Source organism: Alsobacter sp. R-9 (genome assembly GCF_054612375.1).
The window spans coordinates 1-24,057 of the sequence record NZ_JBTSWJ010000014.1 but is presented as its reverse complement, the minus strand read 5'-3'; the positions used below and the strand labels follow the sequence as shown (position 1 = coordinate 24,057).

22 protein-coding genes are annotated in these 24,057 nt (G+C 70.9%); 18 read left to right on the top strand and 4 right to left on the bottom strand.

The features are described 5' to 3' along the window. Position 1 precedes the first annotated feature (1 nt). Positions 2 to 2,524, top strand: a complete 2,523-nt coding sequence (locus ACX9GQ_RS20055) for a circularly permuted type 2 ATP-grasp protein (protein ID WP_459631366.1) — start codon at positions 2 to 4, stop codon at positions 2,522 to 2,524. Next, positions 2,521 to 3,414 (top strand): transglutaminase family protein, encoded by an 894-nt coding sequence (locus tag ACX9GQ_RS20050; RefSeq protein WP_459631365.1) that lies wholly within the window; start codon positions 2,521 to 2,523, stop codon positions 3,412 to 3,414. The genes ACX9GQ_RS20055 and ACX9GQ_RS20050 overlap by 4 nt, the downstream gene beginning before the upstream one ends. 16 nt (positions 3,415 to 3,430) lie before the next feature. On the opposite strand, the gene ACX9GQ_RS20045 is transcribed toward ACX9GQ_RS20050, so the two are convergent. Next, positions 3,431 to 5,338, bottom strand: coding sequence for a mechanosensitive ion channel domain-containing protein (locus ACX9GQ_RS20045; protein WP_459631364.1), 1,908 nt, complete (start codon positions 5,336 to 5,338; stop codon positions 3,431 to 3,433). Further along, the gene (locus ACX9GQ_RS20040; RefSeq protein ID WP_459631363.1) at positions 5,335 to 6,471 is read right to left on the bottom strand and encodes a 2Fe-2S iron-sulfur cluster-binding protein; all 1,137 of its coding nucleotides are present in this window, start codon (positions 6,469 to 6,471) and stop codon (positions 5,335 to 5,337) included. The genes ACX9GQ_RS20045 and ACX9GQ_RS20040 overlap by 4 nt, the downstream gene beginning before the upstream one ends. A gap of 140 nt (positions 6,472 to 6,611) precedes the next feature. Between ACX9GQ_RS20040 and ACX9GQ_RS20035 the strand changes: the two genes are divergently transcribed. From ACX9GQ_RS20035 to ACX9GQ_RS20025, 3 genes are read left to right on the top strand one after another with little or no spacing between them, the layout of a single operon-like run. Then, on the top strand, positions 6,612 to 7,649 hold the full coding sequence (locus tag ACX9GQ_RS20035; protein ID WP_459631362.1) for a LacI family DNA-binding transcriptional regulator: 1,038 nt from the start codon (positions 6,612 to 6,614) through the stop codon (positions 7,647 to 7,649). Positions 7,650 to 7,706: 57 nt separating this feature from the next. Beyond that, positions 7,707 to 8,765 carry a sugar phosphate isomerase/epimerase family protein gene (locus tag ACX9GQ_RS20030; protein ID WP_459631361.1) on the top strand — a complete coding sequence of 353 codons (1,059 nt, stop codon included), beginning with the start codon at positions 7,707 to 7,709 and terminating at the stop codon, positions 8,763 to 8,765. A gap of 17 nt (positions 8,766 to 8,782) precedes the next feature. Further along, positions 8,783 to 9,955 carry a Gfo/Idh/MocA family protein gene (locus ACX9GQ_RS20025; RefSeq protein ID WP_459631360.1) on the top strand — a complete coding sequence of 391 codons (1,173 nt, stop codon included), beginning with the start codon at positions 8,783 to 8,785 and terminating at the stop codon, positions 9,953 to 9,955. Between the two features lie 29 nt (positions 9,956 to 9,984). Here ACX9GQ_RS20025 and ACX9GQ_RS20020 read toward each other — a convergent pair whose 3' ends face one another. Together ACX9GQ_RS20020 and ACX9GQ_RS20015 are read right to left on the bottom strand one after the other, a co-directional pair. After that, positions 9,985 to 10,386 (bottom strand): type II toxin-antitoxin system VapC family toxin, encoded by a 402-nt coding sequence (locus tag ACX9GQ_RS20020; protein WP_459631359.1) that lies wholly within the window; start codon positions 10,384 to 10,386, stop codon positions 9,985 to 9,987. Next, positions 10,383 to 10,622: an AbrB/MazE/SpoVT family DNA-binding domain-containing protein gene (locus ACX9GQ_RS20015; protein ID WP_459631358.1), complete on the bottom strand. Its 240-nt coding sequence runs from the start codon at positions 10,620 to 10,622 to the stop codon at positions 10,383 to 10,385. Before ACX9GQ_RS20015 ends, ACX9GQ_RS20020 begins: the two co-directional genes overlap by 4 nt. Before the next feature lie 372 nt (positions 10,623 to 10,994). Here ACX9GQ_RS20015 and ACX9GQ_RS20010 point away from each other — a divergent pair, with 372 nt between their 5' ends. The 13 genes from ACX9GQ_RS20010 to ACX9GQ_RS19950 all read left to right on the top strand — a co-directional run bounded on the left by ACX9GQ_RS20010 (position 10,995) and on the right by ACX9GQ_RS19950 (position 23,833). After that, positions 10,995 to 12,278, top strand: a complete 1,284-nt coding sequence (locus ACX9GQ_RS20010) for an ABC transporter substrate-binding protein (protein WP_459631468.1) — start codon at positions 10,995 to 10,997, stop codon at positions 12,276 to 12,278. A gap of 139 nt (positions 12,279 to 12,417) precedes the next feature. Next, the gene (locus ACX9GQ_RS20005; protein WP_459631357.1) at positions 12,418 to 13,380 is read left to right on the top strand and encodes a carbohydrate ABC transporter permease; all 963 of its coding nucleotides are present in this window, start codon (positions 12,418 to 12,420) and stop codon (positions 13,378 to 13,380) included. Then, positions 13,377 to 14,333, top strand: coding sequence for a carbohydrate ABC transporter permease (locus tag ACX9GQ_RS20000; protein ID WP_459631356.1), 957 nt, complete (start codon positions 13,377 to 13,379; stop codon positions 14,331 to 14,333). The genes ACX9GQ_RS20005 and ACX9GQ_RS20000 overlap by 4 nt, the downstream gene beginning before the upstream one ends. After that, on the top strand, positions 14,330 to 14,536 hold the full coding sequence (locus tag ACX9GQ_RS19995) for a hypothetical protein (RefSeq protein WP_459631355.1): 207 nt from the start codon (positions 14,330 to 14,332) through the stop codon (positions 14,534 to 14,536). The genes ACX9GQ_RS20000 and ACX9GQ_RS19995 overlap by 4 nt, the downstream gene beginning before the upstream one ends. Positions 14,537 to 14,540: 4 nt before the next feature. Next, a complete protein-coding gene (locus ACX9GQ_RS19990) occupies positions 14,541 to 15,686 on the top strand; it encodes an ABC transporter ATP-binding protein (RefSeq protein ID WP_459631354.1) in 1,146 nt (381 codons plus the stop codon). Next, positions 15,679 to 16,707 carry an ABC transporter ATP-binding protein gene (locus ACX9GQ_RS19985; RefSeq protein ID WP_459631353.1) on the top strand — a complete coding sequence of 343 codons (1,029 nt, stop codon included), beginning with the start codon at positions 15,679 to 15,681 and terminating at the stop codon, positions 16,705 to 16,707. The genes ACX9GQ_RS19990 and ACX9GQ_RS19985 overlap by 8 nt, the downstream gene beginning before the upstream one ends. A gap of 4 nt (positions 16,708 to 16,711) precedes the next feature. Then, positions 16,712 to 17,305 (top strand): dihydroxyacetone kinase subunit DhaL, encoded by a 594-nt coding sequence (dhaL, locus tag ACX9GQ_RS19980; protein WP_459631352.1) that lies wholly within the window; start codon positions 16,712 to 16,714, stop codon positions 17,303 to 17,305. A gap of 2 nt (positions 17,306 to 17,307) precedes the next feature. Further along, entirely contained in the window at positions 17,308 to 17,697 is a 390-nt protein-coding gene (dhaM, locus tag ACX9GQ_RS19975) for a dihydroxyacetone kinase phosphoryl donor subunit DhaM (RefSeq protein ID WP_459631351.1), read from the top strand. Between the two features lie 28 nt (positions 17,698 to 17,725). Continuing rightward, positions 17,726 to 18,037 (top strand): HPr family phosphocarrier protein, encoded by a 312-nt coding sequence (locus ACX9GQ_RS19970; RefSeq protein WP_459631350.1) that lies wholly within the window; start codon positions 17,726 to 17,728, stop codon positions 18,035 to 18,037. Further along, a complete protein-coding gene (gene ptsP / locus ACX9GQ_RS19965) occupies positions 18,030 to 19,661 on the top strand; it encodes a phosphoenolpyruvate--protein phosphotransferase (protein WP_459631349.1) in 1,632 nt (543 codons plus the stop codon). The genes ACX9GQ_RS19970 and ptsP overlap by 8 nt, the downstream gene beginning before the upstream one ends. Beyond that, on the top strand, positions 19,658 to 20,080 hold the full coding sequence (locus ACX9GQ_RS19960) for a hypothetical protein (protein WP_459631348.1): 423 nt from the start codon (positions 19,658 to 19,660) through the stop codon (positions 20,078 to 20,080). The genes ptsP and ACX9GQ_RS19960 overlap by 4 nt, the downstream gene beginning before the upstream one ends. 39 nt (positions 20,081 to 20,119) lie before the next feature. Beyond that, a complete protein-coding gene (dhaK, locus tag ACX9GQ_RS19955; protein WP_459631347.1) occupies positions 20,120 to 21,103 on the top strand; it encodes a dihydroxyacetone kinase subunit DhaK in 984 nt (327 codons plus the stop codon). Positions 21,104 to 21,484: 381 nt separating this feature from the next. Beyond that, positions 21,485 to 23,833 carry a xanthine dehydrogenase family protein molybdopterin-binding subunit gene (locus tag ACX9GQ_RS19950; protein ID WP_459631346.1) on the top strand — a complete coding sequence of 783 codons (2,349 nt, stop codon included), beginning with the start codon at positions 21,485 to 21,487 and terminating at the stop codon, positions 23,831 to 23,833. Positions 23,834 to 24,057 lie beyond the last annotated feature (224 nt).

Sequence of the window (24,057 nt, the reverse complement as noted above, 5' to 3'; positions counted from 1 at the left end):
CGTGCTGTCCGCCGCGTCCCCCGACGATCCGACGGTGGAAGTGCGGCGGCGCGTCCTGCTGTCGGGCTACCGGCCGCTTCCGGGCGCGCGCGACGAGATGCTGGACGAGAGCGGCGCCATCCGGCCGCACTGGGAGCCGGTGCTGCAGGCGCTCGCGGTGGCGTCCGCCGCCGATGTCGATGCCGCCTTCGCCATTGCGGACCGCCACCAGCAGGACAGCGGTGTCTACTATCGCGTGTATGACGCCGGGCAGAGTACGGAGCGGCCCTGGCCGCTGAGCCACATTCCGCTCGTGATCGACGAGGACGAGTGGTCGGCAATCGGCCGCGGTCTCGTGCAGCGCGCGCAGCTTCTGGACGCCGTCCTGGCCGACGTCTACGGCGATGCCGCGCTGGTGCGGGAGGGCGCGCTGCCGGCCGCCGTCGTCGCGGGCAGCCCTGACTTCCTCCGGCCCATGGTCGGCGTCGCTCCGCGCGGCGGACGACGGCTGCAGGTCTATGCTGCCGATCTCGGACGGGGGCCGGACGGGCGCTGGTGGGTGCTGGGGGACCGGGCGCAGGCGCCGTCTGGCATGGGCTACGCGCTGGAGAACCGGATCGCGCTGTCCCGCGCGCTCCCGGACCTCTACGGGCGGATGAACGTGCTGCGGCTGGCGCCGTTCTTCCAGGCGTGGCGCGCCGCGCTCGCGGCGCAGGCGGCGCGCGGCAACTCGCGCATCGCGCTGCTGTCGCCGGGGCCGCTCAACGAGACCTATTTCGAGCACGCCTACCTGTCGCGCTACCTCGGCTTCCTGCTGGTGGAGGGCGGGGACCTCACGGTCCGTGACGACGCGGTGTATGTCCGCACCATCGGCGGCCTGAAGCGCGTCGACGTGATCGTGCGGCGCCTCGACAGCGAGTTCGCGGACCCGGTCGAACTGGAGCCGTCGTCGCAGATCGGCGTGCCGGGGCTCGTGCAGGCGGTGCGGGCGGGGTCGGTCGCCCTCGCCAACGGGCTCGGCGCCGGCGTCGTCGAGAGCCGCGCGCTGCTCGGCTTCCTGCCCTCGCTGGCGCGCCGCCTGACAGGCGAGGACCTGCTCCTGCCCATCGTCGCCACATGGTGGTGCGGCCAGCCGGCGGAGCGCGCGACCGTGCTCTCGGGCCTCGACCGGCTGGCGCTCGCGCCGGCCTTCAGCGCCGTCGCCGGGTGGCCGTTCGGGCCGGTGCCGGTGGCCGGCGCCGCCCTCGATGCGCCGGACCGGCGGGCGGCGGAGCGCTTCATCGCCGAGCGCGGGCATGGGGTGGTGGGGCAGGAGATCGTGCGCCTCTCGACGATGCCCGTCTGGCAGGACGGGCGCCTGCAGCCGCGGCCCTTCACGCTGCGCGCCTATGTCGTGGCAACGCCGGACGGATGGGAGGTGCTGCCGGGAGGGTTCTGCCGGGTCTCCGAGACGCCGGACCCGCGTGCGCTGTCGATGCAGCACGGCGGCCGGTCCGCCGACGTGTGGGTCACTTCGCGCGCGCCAGTCGACCAGTCGGTCTCGCTGCTGCCCCAACCCGGCACGCAGCCGGTGCGCCGCGTCATCGGCTACCTGCCGAGCCGGGCGGCGGAGAACCTGTTCTGGCTCGGGCGCTACCTCGAACGCGGCGAGGCGACGCTGCGGGTGGTTCGCTGCCTCGCCGGCCTCAGCGTCGAGAACTCGGAGACGAGCGGGCCGGCGCGCGAGGCGCTGCTGCGCCTCGTCGACCTGCTCGGCGCCTGGGGCGCGGCGCCCGGGCTCGGAGCGGCGGTCAAGGGATCGTCGGCGGCGGCGATCGAGGCCGCGCTGTCGAGCCAGGATCACGCCGGCTCGGTGCGCCGGCTTCTGCAGGAGGTGCGCCGCACGGCGTCCGTCATCCGCGACCGGCTGTCGCCGGACGCCGTCAGGGCGCTGGCGGCGCTGGCCGCGCCGTTCGAGCAGAGGCCCGACGGGCCGCGGGGACCGGGCGAGTCGCTCGAGCTGGCGGAACACGCCCTGCGCATCATCGCGGCCTTCTCCGGGCTGGCGCAGGAGAACATGAACCGGCTCAGTGGCTGGCGCTTCCTGGAGATCGGCCGGCGCATCGAGCGCGGCATCCTCACCGGGCGCTTCGTGCGGCGCCTCGCCGAGCGCGACGCCCCGCCGCCCTGCCTCGATGCTCTGCTGGAGCTGTCCGACAGCCAGATCACCTATCGCGCCCGCTACCTGATGGGCGCGCAGCGCCTGCCGGTGATCGACCTCGTGGTGCTCGACGACGGCAACCCGCGCTCGGTCGCCTTCCAGGTGGCGCGGCTGCGCGACCATCTGGCCGGCCTCTCCGACGTCCCGAGCCACGAGGCTCTCGACCTGCCGCAGAAGATCGTCCTGCAGCTGAGCACCGTGCTCAGGGTCATCGACGTGTCGGACGTCGACCCGGACACGGTCCTCTCCGTCGAGAACCGGCTGATGGATCTCTCCAACGAGATCACGCAGCGCTTCTTCTCGCAGCCCGACGTGGCGGCCGACGCGGTCGAGGACGGCGCGTGATCTACGACATCGACCATGTGACGACCTACGAATATGGCTCGCGCGTCGGCGGCGCCCGCTGCGTGCTGCGGCTCGAGCCGCGCCGGGAGCCCGGGCAGGATGTGCTGGAGTCGAGCATCGACGTGGACCCGGCGCCCGTCGAATCCGCCTCCGTCACCGATTTCTTCGGCAATGCCGTGCGGGTGTTGCGCTTCGGGGACCCCCACGCCGCGCTCGTCATCCGGGCGCGCTCGCGCGTCGTCGTGCAGCCGCCGGCGGACGTCCTCTGGGCGACGCCATGGGAGACGGTCCGGGACGTCGCGGCCGGGGTCGCCGACCTCGGTCCAGCGAGCCCCATCCACCACCTCTTCGCCAGCCGCTACGTGCCGCTGCCCCACAGCGTCACCGCCTACGCGGCCGCATCCTTCCCGGCAGGGCGCAGCGTTGCCGACGGCGCGCTCGATCTCGCCTGCCGCATCCATGCGGACTTCGCCTACGATCCCGCCGCGACGGACGTCTCGACGCCGGTGGCCGACGTCATGGCGACGCGCCGCGGGGTCTGCCAGGACTTTGCCCACCTGATGATCGCGGGCCTGCGCGGGCTCGGCCTGCCGGCGGCCTATGTCAGCGGCTACCTGCGCACCCGTTCGCCGGCCGGGCGGGAACGCCTGACCGGCGCAGACGCCACGCATGCCTGGGTGTCCGTGTGGTGCGGACCGGAAGCCGGGTGGATCGGGCTCGACCCGACGAATGCGATGCGGGCCGGCGAGGACCATGTCGTGCTGGCGCGCGGGCGCGACTACGCCGACGTGGCGCCCGTTTCCGGCGTGGTGCTCGCCTCGGCCGGGCAGCGGCTCGCGGTGTCGGTCGATGTCAGGCCTGTGGAGACGCCTCAGGCGTTGGCCGGTTGATCCGCGGCCCGCGCCGTCAGGCGTTGGCCGGTTGATCCACCGCGCCCGCAGCCGGCGGGCCCTGCAGGATGATCTGGGAGCGGCTGTCGGCGAAGCGGATGCCGTTGTCCCGCAGCGCCGCCTCGATGCGGCGGTAGGCCGCCGCGCGCACCTCGAACTGCTTGCCGGGAGGCGTCTGCACCTTGCAGCGGAATACCTTCACCCCCGGCTCGATGCGATAGAGCTTGGCCTTCAGCGGCTCGACGATGAGCGGGGCGAGTTCAGGGTCCTCCAGCATCTGCTGGCCGATCTTCTTGATCAGCTTGCGCACGAACTCGCTGTCCACCTCGGGCGGCAGGGGAATCTCGAACTTGTCGATGACCCAGTCGCGCGAGTTGTTGCGGACCGAGCCGAGCGCGCCGTAGGGCACGAAGTGCAGCGGGCCGTTCTGGTGGCGCAGTGCCACGGTGCGCAGCGTGATCCGTTCCACCGTGCCCTTGGCGCTGCCGGCCTCGATGTAGTCGCCGATCCGGAACACATCCTCGGCGAGGTAGAACACGCCCGAGAGCACGTCGCGCACCAGCGTCTGCGCGCCGAAGCCGATGGCGATGCCGAGCACGCCGGCGCCGGCCAGCAGAGGCGTGACGGCGATGCCGAAGATCGACAGCAGCGACAGCGCGACGAGGCCGAGCAGGGTCACGCCGAAGGCCTTCCGGCCGAGCGGCAGCAGCGTCAGCAGCCGCGCGTTGGCACCCGCCTCTGGTTCGCCGTGGCTGGTGGTGACGATGCGGCTGAGCCGGGCGTCGACCCAACCCTTCACCGCCGCCCATGCGAGATCGGCGACGAGCAGCAGCGCGACGGCGCTGAGCACCTGCGACATGAAGCGGCCGGAGGGCGTGCCTGCCGCCGTCATCTCGAGCACGGGGATGTCCCACACCGCGACGCAGCCCGCGACGCCGGCGAAGGCGACGAGGAATCGCACGACGCGCAGGCTGAGGTCTGCGAAGAGCGCCTCCATTGCCGGGTCGAGCCGCGGCAGGGCCTCCCCGCCGGCCTCCAGCGCGGCGCGGTCGCTGCGCCATGCCGTCCAGAAGGCGCGGACCGCGCGACGCGATGCCCACTCGGCGACCAGTGTGGCGCTGGCGATGATGACGGTCAGCGTCCACCGTGGGGCGCCGCCGAGCCACATCAGGCCGACCAGCGCGCACCACAGCGCGGCGACGATGGGCAGCGGCAGCATCCGCAGCCGCCGGCGCGCAGCCGGCGTCTCCCCGCCCCGGCGGCGGCTGACGAGGGCGCGCACCGCGACGACCAGCAGCACGCCGGCGAAGGTCGCGGTGACGATGCCGACGGCCGCCGCCAGCGTCGGGGAGAACGGGGCGAGGACGTCCGGGGCCGCCGAGCCTGCGGCGAGGATCCCGGTGATCGCCACCAGCAGAGGAACGGCGCGGACGGCCTCGCGCGTCGGCATGCGCAGCAGGCGCAGGCGCGGCGCCTCGGGCGACAGCAGCGCCCGCGCCACGAGCCCCACGATGCGGGCGGCCGCCACCACGAGGATTGCCGAGGCGACGAGGTCCTGCAGCCCGGGCGGCCATGCCATCATCGCCGTGACGGCAAGGGCGGACACGGTGGAGAGGAGGATGGCGCAGAGGTCGATGAAGGCGCGGCGCCCCGCCACCCGCCACGCCTCGACGCGGGTGCGCGGGTCCGTCGCCATCAGCCAGCGGTAGCCGGGCGCGGCGTAGGTCCAGAATAGCCACTCCAGGCCGACGGCGACGATGATGACGATCAGCGCGTAGGCAAAGGCCCGCAGCCCCGGTCCCGTCTGCAGCGCGGCCATCGCCTCCGACCCGACGCGCGCGGCTTCCGCCGGTGCGGCGCCGAGGTCGGCGAGCGCATGGGCGACGCCATGGCGGACGCGGCCGAGGAACTCCGCGAGGATCATGTCGCCTCCGCGGAAGACGCTGCGGGCCCCGGGGCGGCGGGCGCGAGCCAGTCCTGCGGACGGCGGGCGGCCGAGGCATCGGCGTCCGGCGGCAGCAGGCGCTCCACGGCGACGCCTGCGTCGATGACCCTGGCGCGGCAGGCGAGGCGCACCGAGCCGTCGCGCGCCGATGCACCCAGCGTCCACCGTTCGATGTCGTCCATCGGCGTCAGGGAACGGGCGCCGGCGAGCACCTTGACCCGGCAGGTGCCGCAGCGCCCGCGGCCCGAGCAGACGCTGGCATGCGGGACGTGGGACAGGCGGCTGATCTCCAGAACCGAGAGCCCGCGACGACCCTCGCCCTGCATACCGCCGTCGTAATCGACCCGGATGGCCTCGCCGCGGCTCCGCACCATCCGCAGGCCGAGGACCGCGAGAGCCAGCCCCACGGCAGCCCAGTAGGTGACGATGGTGGCCTGCCGGACGGCCCCGAGCGGGCCCTGCGCGCCCTGCAGCAAGGCCCACTGGCGGGCGACCTCGGCCGCAAAGGCGGGGTCGGTGTCCAGCCTCAGCAGCACCGCCTGCCCTGCCTCCACGAACCCGAGCAGGGCGAGGATCGGCACGGCGAACAGCAGGGGCGTCACGAGGGGTCCCGCCGCCGGCCACCAGCGCTGCAGCGACATCCAGCCGGTGAGCCCGATGCTCGCATGCGCCCAAACGACCACGACCACGAGGAGCTGCTGGATCGCGAAGGAGGGGGCCAGGTGCCAGTAGAATGCGAGCAGGCGCGAGAAGTCGAGGTCGAGCCGCGGGGCATAGTCCTGGGCCACCGTCATCGTCAGCACGTGCGGCAGCAGCAAAGGCAGGATCGCGAGGCCGAGGGCCACCTGCACGGCGTCGGCACGGCGTCCGGTCAGGCTGCGCCGCGCGGCGATGGCCTGCAGGCCGGCCAGCAGGTGCAGCACGATGGAGGCCGTGAGGAGCGTGCGGCCGAGGCCGGTGCCCCAAGGCCGCATCAGGATGCCCGCCATCCGGGCGATGGCGTCGGTCGATACGAGGCCGGCGGCCACGGTCAGCAGGTGGCCCGCGACGAAGGTCATCAGCACGAGCCCGGAGACGAGCCGTGTGCTCCTGATCCACGCGGTTGCCGACATGCCCTCTCCGCGTCCCCCGGCCGCTGCACCCACTGTGCACGGCGCGGCCGTTCAGGTCGAGCCCGCCGGCGCAAGCGTCGCATTGCGCCGCAGCAACGAAATGAGTTGCGCACCTCATGTGCTGAGGTACGTTCACCGCCATGGTCAGCTCGATCGAACGCGTGACGCTGGAGGACGTGGCCCGGGAAGCGGGCGTCTCGCTCGCGACCGTCGACCGCGTGGTCAACCGCCGGCCAGGCGTGCGGGAGAAGACCGTCGCGCGCGTCGAGGCCGCCATCAACAAGCTGAGCTACCGGCCGGATCCGGCTGCCGCGCGGCTGGCGCGCAACCGCTCGTTCCGCTTCCTCTTCATCCTGCCGACGGGCACCAACACCTTCATGGGCCAGCTCGCCGACCAGGTCCGTCAGACGGCCGAGTGGCTCGCCGTGCAGCGCGCCTTCGTCGACGTGCTTCACGTCGACGTCTTCGTGCCCGACGAACTCGCCGCGACGCTGGAGCGGGTGGGTCCGGAGTATGACGGCGTCGCCACCATCGCGCTCGACCATCCCCGCGTCCGCGCCGCCATCGACGACGTGGTCGGGCAGGGCACGGCCGTCGTCACGCTGGTCTCCGACGCGCCGACGTCCCGGCGCCTGCATTATGTCGGCATCGACAACACCGCGGCGGGGCGGACGGCGGGCTCCCTGATGGGCCGCTTCCTCGGCGAGCGGACCGGGACCATCGGCGTCATCGCCGGCTCGCTGTCGCTGCGCGACCACGCGGAGCGGCAGTTCGGCTTCACGCAGGTGCTCTCCACCGAGTATCCCCGGCTCGTGGCGCTGCCCGCGCGCGAGGGGCGGGACGACAGCGAGCGCACGGCGCAGCTCACGCGCCAGTTGCTCGACGAACACCCCGACCTCGTGGGCATCTACAATGCCGGCGCCGGCAACCGGGGCATCGGCGCGGCGCTGGAGGAGAGCCCCCGCGGCGCCGGCATCGTGTGGATCGCGCACGAGCTGACGCCGCACACGCGGCGCTTCCTCGTGCGCGGCGCGATGGCCGCGATCATCAACCAGGATGCCGGGCACGAGGCGCGCTCGGCGGCGCGCATCCTGCTCGCGCACTGCTCCGGCGAACCGATCATGGCGGACCAGGAGCGCATCCGCATCGACATCTTCATCCGCGACAACCTGCCGTGATGCCTCCCGGGGAGGGAGGAGAACGGCGGCAACGAACCGACAAAGGGAGGCTTCGACGTGGCAAGCAACGTGAAGGGACCGGCGATCTTCCTCGCCCAGTTCGCCGGGGACGCCAAGCCGTTCAACTCGTGGGACTCGATCTGCAAGTGGGCGGCGAGCCTCGGCTACAAGGGCGTACAGGTGCCCACCTGGGACGGCCGCCTGTTCGATCTCGAGAAGGCCGCCTCGTCGAAGGACTATTGCGACAAGATCGCGGGCGTGGCGAAGAAGCACGGCCTCGTCATCACCGAGCTGTCGACCCATCTGCAGGGCCAGCTCGTCGCCGTGAATCCGGCCTATGACGAGGCCTTCGACGCCTTCGCGCCGCCGCAGGTGAAGGGCAAGCCGCGCGAGCGGCAGAAGTGGGCCGTCGAGCAGCTGATGATGGCGGCGAAGGCGTCAAAGCACCTCGGCCTGACCGCCACCGTCACCTTCCCCGGCGCGCTGGCGTGGCCGTTCGTCTACCCGTGGCCGCAGCGGCCGGCCGGCCTGATCGACACGGCCTTCGAGGAGCTCGCGAAGCGCTGGAAGCCGATCCTCAACGCCTATGACGAGGTGGGCGTCGATGTCTGCTACGAGATCCATCCCGGCGAGGATGTCTTCGACGGCGCGACGTTCGAGACGTTCCTCGCCAAGCTGAAGAACCATCCGCGCTGCTGCATCAACTACGATCCCTCGCACTTCGTGCTGCAGCAGCTCGACTACCTCGCCTTCATCGACATCTACCACGACCGCATCAAGGCCTTCCACGTGAAGGACGCCGAGTTCAATCCTGACGGGCGGCAGGGCGTCTACTCGGGCTACCAGCCCTGGGTGGATCGGGCTGCCCGCTTCCGCTCGCTCGGCGACGGGCAGGTCGATTTCGCCGCGATCTTCTCGAAGATGGCGCAGTACGGCTACGAGAGCTGGGCCGTTCTGGAGTGGGAGTGCTGCCTGAAGCACCCGGAGGACGGCGCCCGCGAGGGGGCCCAGTTCATCGCCGACCACATCATCCGCGTGACCGAGAAGGCGTTCGACGACTTCGCCGGCGGCAGCGTGGACAAGAAGCAGATCAAGCGCTTCCTCGGGCTGCGCTGAGAGAGGATCGACCGACCATGGCCATCGAAGGCAAGGACGACGGCGGCGCGGGCCGCCGCATCAGGCTCGGCATGGTGGGCGGCGGGGAGGGCGCGTTCATCGGCGCCGTCCACCGCATCGCCGCCCGCATCGACGACAACTACACGCTGGTGGCGGGGGCCCTGTCCTCGACGCCGGAGAAGGCGATGCGCTCGGGCGCCGCGCTCGGACTCGACCCGAAGCGCACCTACGGCACCTTCGAGGAGATGGCGGCGCGCGAGCGCAGGCTGAAGGACGGCATCGAGGCGGTGGCCATCGTCACGCCGAACCACATGCATGCGCCCGCAGCGGCGGCATTCCTCAAGGCGGGGATCCACGTCATCTGCGACAAGCCGCTGACGACGACGCTCAAGGAGGCGCGCCGGCTGCAGGCGCTGGCCGAGAAGTCCGGCCTCGTGTTCTGCGTGACGCACAACTACACGGGCTATCCGCTGATCCGGCAGGCGCGCGAGATGGTGCGCTCCGGGGCGCTGGGAGAGATCCGTGTCGTGCAGGTGGAGTACCCGCAGGACTGGCTCACCGAGCCTCTGGAGACGACCGGCCAGAAGCAGGCCGACTGGCGCACCGATCCGGCCCGCTCGGGCGCCGGCGGCTGCGTCGGCGACATCGGCACGCACGCCTACAATCTCGCCGACTTCGTCACCGGCATCGAGGTGTCCGAGCTGTGTGCCGAACTGACCACCTTCGTGAAGGGTCGCCGCCTCGATGACAACGTCCAGATCATGCTGCGCTACGCCAACGGCGCGCGCGGCGCGCTGTGGGCGAGCCAGGTGGCGCCCGGCAACGAGAATGGCCTGCAGCTGCGCGTCTACGGCACCAAGGGCGGCATCCACTGGCGCCAGGACAACCCGAATTACATGTTCTTCACGCCGTTCGGGAAGCCGACGCAGATCCTCACCCGCGGCGGCGCGGGCGCGGACGCGGCGGCGGGCCGCGTGACCCGCATCCCCTCCGGCCATCCCGAGGGGTATCTGGAGGCCTTCGCGACGATCTACACCGAGGCGGCCGCGGCCATCCGCGCCGCCCGCGACGGCTCCAAGCTCGACAAGGCAGTGACCTTCCCCACCGTCGTCGACGGGGTGAAGGGCGTCGCCTTCATCGAGGCGGCGGTGAAGTCCTCGTCGAAGGGCGGGGCCTGGGTGAAGCTCTGAGATCGCGCGGCTGGCGGGCGCCGGTCGCGTCAGGCCGGCGCGAAGAGGTCAACGGACGGGAAGTAGGTTCGGATACGGGCTGCATCGCGAGTCAGCAGTTTCATCCCGGAGACGGCCGCATGGGCGCCGATGAAGAAATCCGGAAGCACGCCGGGGCGGTGGCCGCCCCGGCGGCGGTACTGCTGAAATGCCTTTCCGGCGAGGAAAAGCGCTTCGCGTGGCATTTCGATCACCGCGATTCCGGCGTCCGCCAGAAAACCATCGACGGTCTCGATCCGATCGAAGCCGATCGAGACCTCTGCGTAGACGATCGGATTGCAGACGACCGTTCCCGATGCCGTCGCCGCATCGAGTTGCTCGATAGACCAGCGCGCCCACCGCGGGTCGTCGGTGACGAGGTCGAGCAGGACGTTCGTGTCGACGAGGGTCAATCCGGTTCGCCGCGGGTGAGAGCCATGATCTCGTCGGTGCTGAGGCGCGTCGTGGCGATCCCACGCAGTCGCTCGAAGCGGCTCGCCGGAGGCGTCCCGCCGCGCTCGACCTGCAGGACGGCGCGGCCATCCTTGTCGAGCCTGAACTCCACCCTGGTGCCCGGCTTAATGCCGAGCCGGTCGCGGATGGACTTGGGAATCGTGACCTGGCCTTTGGTCGTGACGGTCGTCGTCATGGACAGCATCGTAATACCCGCCGCGAGACTGGTATTACATACCGAGGGGCGGTGCCGTTGGCTAGCCCTTCGGATGCACGGCGAGTCGGCCTTGCCGGCCGCATTTGTTTAGTTGACTTGTTTAGTAACGCGTGTTGCACTGAACATTAGGACGACGGGTGCCAAGACCCCGCGTCAGAGGGAACGCCGAGCCACAACAACCGGCCGGACATCGCAAACTCGTGTGCGCCCGCCTCGATGCGGGCCGAACCGACGTGCCCGAGGCCCCGACGGTCGCTCCGGCCTGACGGGTCGTCGTCATGCTCAACGTCCAGGGAGAACGACCCGATGAAGAAGCTGCTTGCAGGTGCGGGAGTCCTCGCCGCGGCGCTCATGGCCTCCGTGGCCACGACGCCTGCCTCGGCCCAGGGCAAGACCATCACGCTGTGCTGGGCCGCATGGGATCCGGCCAACGCGCTGGTGGAGCTGTCCAAGGACTTCACCGCCAAGACCGGCGTGAACATGAAGTTCGAGTTCGTGCCGTGGCCGAACTTCGCCGACCGCATGCTCAACGAGCTGAACTCGAAGGGCAAGCTGTGCGACCTGCTCATCGGCGACTCGCAGTGGATCGGCGGCTCCGCCGAGAACGGCCACTACGTGAAGCTGAACGAGTTCTTCGACAAGAACGGCATCAAGATGTCGGACTTCATGCCGGCCACGGTGACCGGCTACTCGGAGTGGCCCAAGGGCACGCCGAACTACTGGGCGCTCCCGGCCATGGGCGACGCGCTCGGGTGGACCTACCGCAAGGACTGGTTCTCGCGGCCCGACCTGCAGGCCGCCTTCAAGGCCAAGTACAATCGTGACCTCGCGCCGCCGAAGACGCAGACCGAACTGAAGGAGGTCGCGGAGTTCTTCCAGGGCCGCGAGATCGACGGCAAGAAGGTCTATGGCGCCGCCATCTTCACCGAGCGCGGCTCCGAGGGCATCACGATGGGCGTCAACAACGCGCTCTATCCCTTCGGCTTCGAGTACCAGGACCCGAAGAAGCCCTACGCCATGGACGGCTTCGTCAACTCGGCCGACGCGATCAAGGGGCTCGAGTTCTACAAGGCCCTCTACAAGTGCTGCACGCCGCCCGGCTACACCGACGCGTACATGCAGGAGGGCCTCGATGCCTTCAAGTCGGGCCAGGTGGCGATGCAGATGAACTGGTTCGCCTTCTTCCCGGGCCTCGCCAAGGACGAGAAGGTCGGCGGCGACAAGATCGGCTTCTTCGTCAACCCCGGCGAGAAGACGAAGGGCTCGCAGCTGGGCGGCCAGGGCATCTCGGTGGTGGCCTACTCGCCGAACAAGAACGAGGCGCTCGAGTACATCAAGTGGTTCGCGCAGCCCGACGTGCAGAAGAAGTGGTGGTCGCTCGGCGGCTACTCGGCGTCCAAGGCCGTGCTCGAGGACCCGAACTTCCCGAAGACCGCGCCCTTCGCAGGCGACTTCCTGATCGCCATGGGCCAGGTGAAGGACTTCTGGGCCGAGCCGTCCTACGCGCAGCTGCTGCTCGCCATGCAGAAGCGCGTGCATGACTACGTCGTGGCCGACAAGGGCACGGCCAAGGAGGCGCTCGACAGCCTGATCGCCGATTGGAAGAAGGTCTTCAAGGACGACGGCAAGCTCTGATGCCTGCCGCGGGCGGCGCCCAGCGCGCCGCCCGACCCGGGCGCCCTCCTGCCTGCCGGGAGGGCCGCCGCGGGATCCCGTGCGCCCGCGCGCTTCGCGGCCCCGTCAACCATCCCGTGTCGTGATCCGCCGGTCCGTGATGAACGAGACACCGCACCCCAGGACGCTGGCCGACAGGGCCGCCCTCGCGACGCCGCCGGCGCTGGCGCAGCGGGTGCGCGGGCTCTCGGACCGCGCGGTGGCGTGGATCTTCATCGCGCCGACCATCGTCCTGCTGCTGGCGATCAACATCTTCCCGCTGATCTGGACGATCCAGCTGTCGTTCACGAACTACCGCGCCAACCGGCCGAACGCGCCGGTCCGGAATGTCGGCACGGACAACTACCATTCCATCCTGACCGACCCGGACATCTGGGCGGCGATGCAGGCGACGGCGCACTTCGTCTTCTGGACGATCGTGCTGCAGACGCTGATCGGCTTCACGCTCGCCTGGCTCATCGACCGCAAGTTCCGCGGCCACGGCTTCTGGACGACCATCATCCTCATCCCGATGATGCTGTCGCCGGCGGTGGTGGGAAACTTCTGGCGGTTCCTCTACCAGCCGCAGATCGGCGGCTTCAACTACTTCGTCTCCTTCTTCACCGGCTGGGCGCCGTCGTCCTTCGAGATGATCGGATCGGTGAAGCTCGCGCCATGGGCGATCGTCATCGTCGACACCTGGATGTGGACGCCCTACGTGATGCTGATCTGCCTCGCCGGGCTGCGCTCCATCCCCGACTACATCTACGAGGCGGCCGAAGTGGACCGCGCCTCGCCCTGGCGGCAGTTCTGGTCGATCACGCTGCCGATGGCGCTGCCCTTCATCATGCTGGCGGTGCTCTTCCGTGGCATCGAGAACTTCAAGATGTTCGACATGGTCAACCTGCTCACCTCGGGCGGGCCGGGTTCGACCACGGAGGTGGCCTCGATCACGCTCAAGCGCGAGGCCTTCGAGAAGTGGCGCACGGGTTTCTCCTCCGCGTTCGCCATCATCCTCTTCGTCACCGTCTTCGGCCTCGCCAATATCTACGTGAAGGCGCTCAACCGGGTGAAGCAGAGATGAGCGGCGGCATCACCACGGCCCATTCCGTCGTCGAGCCGGGCGCCACGTCCAGGCGCATCGCGGCGACCGTCGTCGTCCTCTACGCGGTGCTGACCATGCTGCCGCTCGGCTGGATCTTCCTGACGAGCCTCAAGACGCCGCCCGACTCGATCAGCTACCCGCCGAAGGTCGTCTTCCAGCCGACCATCGAGGGCTACTGCAACCTCTTCACCACGCGCTCGCGGCAGACGGCCGAGTACATCCGCGGGCTGCCGCCGCCCTCGGGGCGCTGCGAGGAGATCGCGCGCGACCGCAACATGGTCGTCGTCGGCCCGTCCAACTACGCGCCGCGCTTCCTCAACTCGCTGATCATCGCCTTCGGGTCCACGTTCTGCGCGGTGACGCTGGGCACGCTGGCGGCCTACGGCTTCTCCCGCTTCAAGGTGCCGCTCGCCGACGACCTGCTGTTCTTCATCCTGTCGACGCGCATGATGCCGCCGATCGCCGTCGCCATCCCGATCTACCTCATGTACCGCGAGCTCGGCCTGTCCGACACCAAGCTCGGGATGATCCTGCTCTACACCGCCGTCAACGTGTCGCTCGCGGTGTGGCTGCTGAAGGGCTTCATCGACGAGATTCCGCGCGAGTACGAGGAGGCCGCCATGATCGACGGCTACACGCGCCTCCAGGCCTTCCGGAAAGTCGTGCTGCCGCAGGCCGCGACCGGCATCGCCGCCACCGCGATCTTCTGCCTGATCTTCGCGTGGAACGAGTACGCCTTCGCCGTGCTGCTCACCTCCGGCGAGGCGCAGACGGCGCCGCCCTTCATCCCGATCATCATCGGCGAGGGCGGCCAGGACTGGCCGGCGGTGGCCGCGGGCACGACGCTGTTCCTCATCCCGATCCTCGTCTTCACCGTGCTGCTGCGAAAGCACCTGCTGCGCGGCATCACCTTCGGGGCGGTGCGCAAATGAGCGGCGGGACCCCTCTCGACCGGCCCGACCGCCGCCGCGGCATCTTCCGCCGCGGCCCGTGGGAGGCCGTCGCCGTCGCGGTCATCGGCGCCGGCGTGCTGATGCTGCTGCAGCCGTTTTCGCTGGCACTCTACAGCTACTCCTTCGCCACGACGCTGACGGGCGTCGTGCTGTTCACCATCGTGTCGAAGTTCCCGGAGTAGAGCCATGGCCGGGATCAGGGTCGACCGCCTGCAGAAGCGCTTCGGCGATTTCGCCGCGGTGAAGGATTCGAGCTTCGTCGTCGAGGACGGGGAGTTCTTCTGCCTGCTCGGCCCATCGGGCTGCGGCAAGACGACGACGCTGCGGATGATCGCGGGGCTGGAGCTGCCGACCTCGGGGGAAATCCGGCTCGACGGCGACGACGTCACGTTCAGGCGGGCGTCGGAGCGCGACATCGCCTTCGTGTTCCAGCTCTTCGCCCTCTACCCGCACATGAACGTGCGCCGGAACATCGCCTTCCCGCTCGTCTCCCAGGGGGTGCCGAAGGCGGAGATCCGGGAACGGGTGGAGGAGGCGGCGCGCATCCTGCGCATCACCCACCTGCTAGACAGCCCCGTTTCCGGGCTTTCGGGGGGCGACCGCCAGCGCGTCGCGCTCGGCCGCGCCATCGTGCGCCGTCCCAAGGCGTTCATGATGGACGAGCCGCTGGGCGCGCTCGATGCCGAGTTCCGCCATGTCATGTGCGGCGAGCTGCGGGCGCTGCACGATCGGCTCAAGGCGACGACGATCTACGTCACCCACGACCAGCTCGAGGCCATGTCGATGGCCGACAAGATCGCGGTGATGAACGAGGGGATCATCGAGCAGCTGGCGACGCCGCGCGAGATCTACGACCGGCCGGCCTCCATGTTCGTCGCCGACTTCATCGGCTCGCCGCCCATGAACTTCCTCTCGCTGCGGGCCGGCCTTCCCGCCGGCGCCGATCATGTCGAGATCGAGGGGGCCCGCATCGCCATGCCGGCGTTGCGCGATGCGGTGAGCGAGCGCGACCTGGCGCTCGGCGCACGGCCCGAGCACGTCCGCTTCTCGGACGCCTCGCCCCTGCGCGGCGAGGTGTTCGGCGTCGAGTATCTCGGCACCACCCAGGTCGTGACGCTGACGACGGCGAGCGGGCGCGTGAAGGCGCGGCTGCCCTCCGACGTTCCGGCGCGGATCGGCGAGACCGTCGGGCTGGTGCTGCGGCCAGAGAAGCTGTCCCTCTTCGACCGCGCGACGGGCAAGGTGCTCCGCTCGGCGCTGCACGACGGTGCCGCCGAGGCTCGGACCAGCCGTGCCCCTGCGCCCCATACAGCGGAGGCGCGCCATGGCTGAGGTGCGTCTCGAAGGCGTCTCGAAGAGCTTCAGGACCCGCGGCGGTACGACCGAGGCCATCCGCGACCTGACGCTCACTATCGGCGACGGCGAGTTCATTGTCCTGCTGGGGCCGACCGGCGCCGGCAAGACCACGACGCTGCGGCTCGTGGCGGGGCTGGAGAAGCCCGAGGCGGGGCAGGTCTTCATCGGCGGCGCGGACGTGACGCGCGAGCCGCCGGCTGCTCGCAACGTCAGCTTCGTCTTCCAGCAGTACTCGCTCTACCCCCACCTCTCCGTCTACGACAACCTGGCCTTCCCGCTCCGCTCTCCGGCGCGCCGGGTGCCCGAGCCGCAGATCGAGACGACGGTGCGCGAGGTCGCGCGCCTGCTGCGCATCGAGGACAAGCTGAAGAACCGCGCGACCCAGCTCTCAGGCGGGCAGATGCAGCGCGTCGCCATCGGCCGCGCGCTTGTGCGCCAGCCGTCGATCTACCTGATGGACGAGCCGCTCTCCTCGCTTGACGCCAAGCTGCGCGCCGACCTGCGCGTCGAGCTCAAGCGCGTGCAGGAGCAGCTCGGCGCGACGATCCTCTACGTCACGCACGACCAGACCGAGGCGATGACACTGGCGACGCGCATCGGCGTGATCAACCAGGGCCGGCTCGTCCAGGTCGGCACGCCCCGGCAGATCTACGAGGACCCGGTCGACAGCTACGTCGCGACCCGGCTCGGCAGCCCGGGGATCAACCTGCTGCCGCGCGGGCTCGTGCCCGCCGTCGCCGCGCCGCCAGCGGCCGCCACTGTCGGGGCGCGGACCGAGCACATGCGCATCCGCCGCGCCGTCAACGGCGAGGCGGTGGGGTCGGTCACCTGGGTCGAGCACCTCGGCGACCAGAACCACCTGCACGTGCGCATGGGCGATGTCGACGTGGTGACACTGAGCGACCCCGACTCCGGGCTGGAGCAGGGCGACCCGGTCGCCATCGACTTCGTCTCTCCTCTTTTCTTCGACGCCTCCGGCGCCCGCATCCGGACCTGAGCCCATGGATACCGCCACCCTCTCCCGCCTCATCGACGCCGTCGCCGGCACGGTCGTCGCCCATGCCGACGAGCTGACCGCCCTCGACCAGGCCATCGGCGACGGTGACCACGGGCTCAACATGAAGCGCGGCTTCGAGGCGGTGCTGGCCGAAAGGGACGCGACGGCCGCCAAGCCCCTGCCCGACGCGCTGAAGGCGATCGGCATGGCGCTGGTGATGAAGGTGGGCGGTGCGTCCGGGCCGCTCTACGGCACGCTGTTCATGACGCTGGGCAAGGAGCTCGGGCCGGCGCCGTCCGCCGACGACGCCGTGCGCGCCTTCGGTGCCGCCATCGATGCGGTGAAGGCGCGCGGCAAGTCCGAGCCCGGGCAGAAGACCATGCTCGACGTGCTGGTGCCCGTGCATGCGGCGCTGGCGGGGGGCACGCGCTCCGGTCTCGCGGGGCTTGCCGCGCAGGCGGCCGACGCCACCGTTCCGATGAAGGCCATCCGCGGTCGCGCGTCCTTCCTCGGCGAGCGCTCGATCGGCCACATGGATCCGGGCGCCCGCTCGTCCTCGCTCATCATCGCGGCCGTCGCCGCCGAACTGGGGGCCTGAGCATGGCCAACGTGGGCATCGTCATCGTGTCGCATTCGCCCAAGGTGGCGGAGGGCGCGGCGGACATGGTGCGGCAGATGGTCGGCGACCAGGTGCCGCTCGCGTGGGCTGGCGGCAACGCGGACGGCGGCCTCGGCACGGATGTCGGCGCCATCCTCCTCGCCATCGACCGGGCGTGGTCGGAGGCGGGCGTCGCCATCCTCGTCGACCTCGGCGGCGCCGAGACCAACAGCGAGATGGCCGTGGAATTGCTTGACGAGGAGCGGCGGGGCCGCGTCGCCGTCTGCAATGCCCCCATCGTCGAGGGGGCCGTCATCGCGGCGGCGGAGGCGTCCGGCGGTTCGCCGCTGGAGATCGTCAAGCAGGTGGCGGAAGAGCTTTCGCCGCAGTAAGGGCTGCAGGGCGAGAAGGAGGAGCGAGATGTCCCACGAGTCCGTCACGGCGTCGGCCCTGCTGACCAATGCCGTCGGCCTGCACGCGCGCCCCTCCGTCAAGCTGACGCAGCTGGCGAAGTCCTTCCCCTGCGCCGTCGAGATCGCCCTGTCCGCCGAGGGCCCGTGGTTCGACGCCAAGAGCCCGGTCAAGGTGATGCGCGTGAAGGCGGGCAAGGGCAGCGTGCTGCACGTGCGGGCCACGGGCGAGGGCGCCCGCGAGGCCGCTGCCGCCGTCATCGCGCTCATCGAGCGGCAGTTCGACGAGGGCGACGCGGTCGCCGGGGCGGCGCATGCCTGAACGCCCGCCAGCGGAGCGCGTGCTGCGGGGCAGGCCGGCCTCTTCCGGCCTCGCCGCCGGACCGGTGCACCGTCTCGCCGCGGCGGGCGGCGGGCGCGTCGCCAGCGGCGACCCCTCGCTGGAGGAGCAGGCCCTGCGCGACGCCATCGCCGCCGCGCTGGTCGCCGTGGAGGCGCTGATGGAGGAACTCGGCGGCGAGGCCGCGGATGTCCTCGGCTTCCAGGCTGCGCTGCTCTCCGACGACGAGCTGGCAAGACCCGCCTACGAGGCCATCGCGCAGGGGCTTCCGGCCGACCTCGCCTGGGAGTCCGCCATCGCCGCCGAGATCGCCGGCTACATTGCCAGCGAGGAGGAGTATTTCCGCGCCCGAGCCGCCGACCTCGAGGACCTGCGCGACCGCGTGCTGGAGGCGCTCGCCGGCCCGACCGCCGCGGCGCCCGTGCCTCCGGGTGCCGTCGTGGCGGCGCACGACATGCCGCCCTCGCGATTCCTCGCAGTCGACTGGTCGGCCGGCGGCGCGGTGATCCTCTCGGCGGGCTCGCCGACGAGCCACGTCGCCATGCTCGCCCGCTCGCGCGGCGTGCCCATGGTGGTCGGCCTCGGCTTCGACGCGCAGGTCATCGAAGGCGATGCGCTCGTCGACGGGGAGGCGGGGCAGATCGTCCTCGATCCGGGCCCCGGGGCGCTCGCCGCCCATGCCGAGCGCCGCGAGGCGGTCGAGCGGGAGCGCGTCGCCGCGGCGGCGCTGCTCGACAAGCCGGCGGCCACGCGCGACGGCACAAGCGTGCTCGTCCACCTCAACATTGCCGACCCGGGAGAACTGAAGGCGCTCGATCCCGCGCACTGCGACGGCATCGGCCTCGTGCGCACGGAGTTCCTGTTCCACGGCCGCGGCAGCCTGCCGGGGGAGGAGGCGCAGTTCGGCGTCTACCGCACCATCGCGGAGTGGGCCGGCGGACGCCCGGTCACCATCCGCACGCTCGATGCCGGCGGCGACAAGCCCATCCCGGGCCTCACGCTCGACGGCGAGTCGAACCCGTTCCTCGGCCTGCGCGGCGTCCGCCTGTCGCTGCGCCACCCGGAGGTGTTCCGCGTGCAGCTGCGCGCGCTGCTGCGCGCATCAGCCTACGGCGCCGTCAAGATCATGCTGCCCATGGTGACGACGCCTGCCGAGATCGCCGCGGTCCGCGCGATGCTGGACGCGGAGGAGGCGGCGCTCGCGGCGGCGGGCCGTCCGCACGCCCGGCCCCCGCTCGGCATCATGGTCGAGGTGCCGGCCGCTGCGGTGGCCGTCGACCTCTTCGACGCCGACTTCTTCTCCATCGGCTCGAACGACCTCACCCAGTACGTCACCGCGGCGGGACGCGACAGCGACGCCGTCGCCGACCTTGCGGACCCGCTGCACCCGGCCGTGCTGCGTCTGGTGGGAACGGTGGCGCGCCACGGCCGCGAGGCTGGTCGGGACGTCAGCCTGTGCGGCGACGCGGGCGGCGAGCCGTCCGTCATCCCGCATCTGCTGCGCGCCGGGCTGCGCTCGGTGTCGGTGGCGCCGGCGGCGCTGGCGCGGACCAAGGCGGCCATCGCCGCGGTCGACCTGCGGGCCGACGCGGGAGCGGCCCCATGACGGGCCGGGCGGAGCCGGCCGTCGTCGCCGATGCCGTGGCCGGCTACAAGCGCGTGCTGCAGCGCGTGCTCGACAACCGCCCCTCGGGGACGCGGCAGCGGCTCGCAGGCGCGCTGGGCAAGAACCGCTCGTTCGTCTCGCAGATCGCCAACCCGGCCTATCCGACGCCGATTCCGGCGCAGCACCTCGAGACGATCTTCGAGGTCTGCCATTTCTCGCAGGAGGACCGCCGGGCCTTCCTCGCCGACTACGGCCGCGCGCACCGCCAGCGGCTGAAGCTCGTGCACGGGGCGAAGCGCCATCGCACCATCGCCGTCGCGGTCCCCGACCTCGGGGATGCGCGGCGCAACAAGGCCATCGACGACATGGTGGCCGACTTCGCCCGCAAGCTCGGGCGCATGATCGAGGATCTCGGCTGACGCCTCGGGCGAATCGGCCGGACTGAACGGGAGGGACCCATGAAGAAGCTGATCAACGCGGTCGACACCGTGCTGGCCGAGAGCCTCGACGGCTTCGCCGCGGCCCACGCCGACATCGTCGTGCTGGGGGAGGAGCGCAAGTTCGTGCGCCGCAGGTCGCTGAAACCCGGCAAGCCGGCGCTGGTGTCGGGCGGCGGGTCCGGCCACGAACCGCTGCATGCGGGCTTCGTCGGCCACGGCATGCTCGACGCGGCCTGCCCCGGACAGGTGTTCACCTCGCCCACGCCCGACCAGATGCTCGCGGCGGTGGAGGCCGTCGACACCGGCGGCGGCGTGCTCTTCATCGTGAAGAACTACGAGGGCGACGTGATGAACTTCGAGATGGCGGCCGAGATGGCTGGCCGCGAGGTGCTCACCGTCGTCACCGACGACGACGTGGCGGTGGAGACCTCCACCTGGTCGACCGGACGGCGTGGCGTGGCCGGCACCCTCGTCGTCGAGAAGATCGTCGGCGCCGCCGCGGAGCAGGGTCGGGCGCTGGCCGACCTGAAGGCGCTCGGCCAGGAGGTCAACGCCCGCACCCGCTCGATGGGCGTCGCGTTGACCTCGTGCACCGTGCCGGCGGCCGGCAACCCCACCTTCACGCTCGCCGAGGACGAGATGGAGATGGGCGTCGGCATCCACGGCGAGCCGGGCCGGCGCCGCGTCAAGCTCGCCTCGGCCGACGCCATCGCCGAGGAGATGCTCTCGGCCATCCTCGGCGACCTCGCGCCGAAGCCCGGCGCCGAGGTGCTGCTGCTGGTCAACGGCTTCGGCGGCACGCCGTCGATGGAGCTCTACCTGATGGTCAACGCCGCCCGGAAGGTGCTGGCTGGCCGCGGCGTCACCGTGGCCCGCCACCTCACCGGGTCGCTCGTGACCTCGCTGGAGATGGCCGGCTGCTCGCTGACGGTCACCGTCCTCGACGACGCCACCCGCGCGCTGTGGGACGCCCCCGTCCATACGCCGGCGCTCCGGTGGTGAGCCATTCCCCTCGGCGCTGAAGCCTGCGCCGACGCCCCCTCATCCGCCTGCGCTGCGCGCAGCCACCTTCTCCCCCTGCGGGGGCGAAGGGAAGGGCGGTGCTGCCGCCGGTGGCGTGAAGGCGGGTATTCTGAACCGCATGACGCCTGGCTTCCCTTCGCCCCGCTCGCGGGGAGAAGGTACCTCGGCGCAGCGGAGGCGGATGAGGGGTCGGTCGTGCTTGACTGCAAACCGTGCGGGCGGGGCCGCCAACCCCCGTCTCGCATGAGCGAGACGCGGACGTGATGTGTCCCTGACGAGACTCGCCCCGGGGAGGCGGCGCGCTAGACTACGTACGAAGGCCGGCGCTTGCGCCAGGCCGGATTCATGCGTGGTGACTCGATGAACGTTCGCACTTCTCCCGACGACCTGGCCGCCCTGCAGTTCGGTGTAGGGCAGCCCGTTCCCCGCAACGAGGACCCGATCCTGGTGCGCGGCGAGGGGCGCTACACCGACGACGTGAACGTCGAGGGGCAGCTCCATGCCGCCTTCGTGCGCAGCCCCTACGCCCACGGCACGATCAAGGGCATCGACACCGAGCCGGCAACGGGCATGAAGGGCGTCGTCGCCGTCTACACCGGCGCCGATCTCGTCGCCGCCGGCTACGGCATGCTCAAGTGCGCATTCTCCTTCCAGGGGCGCGACGGCAAGCCGCAGCTGACCTCGCCGCGGCCGTCGCTGGCAGTCGACAAGGTGCGCTTCGTCGGCGACCCGGTGGCCGTGGTCATCGCCCGCACGGCGCTGCAGGCGCGCGACGCGGCAGAATCCGTGGTGCTCGACATCGAGGTGCTGCCCGCCGTCACCTCGCCGGAGGAGGCGCTGAAGCCCGGCGCGCCGCAGCTCTACGAGGAGATCCCCGGCAACCTCGTGCTCGACTACCACTATGGCGACACGGCCAAGGTGGCGGCGGCGTTCGAGAAGGCGCACCACGTCACGTCGCTGCACCTCGTCAACAACCGGATCGTCATCAACCCGCTTGAGCCGCGAGCGGCGCTGGCGCAGTGGGACCGCAAGGCGAAGCGCTTCACGCTGCACGCGCCCAGCCAGGGCGTGTTCGGCAAGCGCAACAACATCGCCGAGGTGATGAAGGTGAAGCCGGACCAGGTCCGGCTCGTCACCGGCCATGTCGGCGGCTCCTTCGGCATGAAGGGCGCCGTGTTCCCCGAATATGTCGCGCTGCTGCACGCGGCGCGGGCGCTGAACAAGCCGGTGAAGTGGACGGACAGCCGCTCGGAGAGCTTCGTCTCCGACCACCACGGCCGCGACATGACGGTGAAGGCCGAGCTGGCGCTCGACCGCAAGGGCCGCTTCCTCGCCACGCGCTTCACCGGCTACGGCAACCTCGGCGCCTACCTGACGCAGGTCGGGCCGATGATGACGACGCTCAACATCGCCAAGAACTCGATCGGCATGTACCGCACGCCGCTCGTCGAGGTGAACACGCTGTGCGCGGTCACCAACACCGTGCCGATCGGCGCCTATCGCGGCGCCGGACGGCCGGAGGGCAACTACTACATGGAGCGGCTCATCGACACGGCGGCGGCCGAGATGGGCATCGACCGGGTCGAGCTGCGCCGCCGCAACCTCATCGACCCGTCGCAGCTGCCCTACGCCACGCCGGCCGGCACGACCTACGACACCGGCGACTTCCCGGCCATGGTCGCCCAGGCGCTCGCCGTCTCCGACTGGGCCGGCTTCAAGGCCCGCCGCAAGGAGAGCGCGAAGCGCGGGCTGCTGCGCGGGCTCGGCATGGGCTGCTACCTCGAGGTCACGGCCCCGCCGATGAACGAGATGGGCGGCATCCATTTCGAGGAGGACGGTACCGTCACCATCCTCACCGGAACGCTGGACTACGGCCAGGGCCACTGGAGCGCCTTCGCGCAGGTGCTGCACACCCATCTCGGCGTGCCGTTCGACAAGGTGCGGCTGGTGCAGGGCGACAGCGACCGGCTGATCGCCGGCGGCGGCACCGGCGGGTCGAAGTCGATCATGGCCTCGGGCGCCGCCATCGTGGAGGCGAGCCAGCTCGTCGTCGAGAAGGGCAAGGCCGTCGCCGCGCACGTGCTGGAGGCGTCGGTCGCCGACATCGAGTTCGACCGCGGGCGTTTCTCCATCGCCGGCACCGACCGCTCCATCGGCATCATGGAACTCGCCGCACGCCTGCGGTCGGGGCTCGCCCTGCCGCCGGGGCTGCCGGCGTCGCTCGACGTCGACCACGTGTTCAAGCAGGCGCCGTCGGCCTACCCCAACGGCTGCCACGTGGCCGAGGTGGAGATCGACCCGCAGACCGGCGTCGTCACCATCGACCGCTACACGACGGTCAACGACTTCGGCACGCTGGTGAACCCCATGCTGGTCGAGGGCCAGCTGCACGGCGGCGTGGTGCAGGGCATCGGCCAGGCCATCATGGAGGGCGCGGTGTTCGACGAGGCGGGCCAGCTCGTGACGGGGTCCTTCATGGACTACGCCATGCCGCGGGCCGGCGACGTGCCGTTCTTCGCCTTCCACAACCAGGGCATCCCGGCGAAGACCAACCCGCTCGGCGCCAAGGGCTGCGGCGAGGCGGGCTGCGCGGGCGCCCTGCCGTCGGTCATGAACGCCATCGTCGACGCGCTCTCGTCGCGGGGCATCCGCCACGTCGACATGCCGGCGACGCCGCAGAAGATCTGGGCGCTGCTGCACGGGGCTTGAGACGACGGGAGAAGGGGACCGGGCCGACGTGCCGTGGCGCGACTGCCCGCAGCCTATCCGCGTCGCTCCCGAACCGTGATTCGTCGCCGCTTCGTTCCCGTGCCGGCCCCTCGGGTGCCGGCGCGGGACGGTGCCGGCGCCCGGGTGTTCATGTCTCGTTGACCATGATCCGCGGCCGAAGGCGACACGACGGCGCCCGAACCCGCGAAGCGATTCGTCGACGC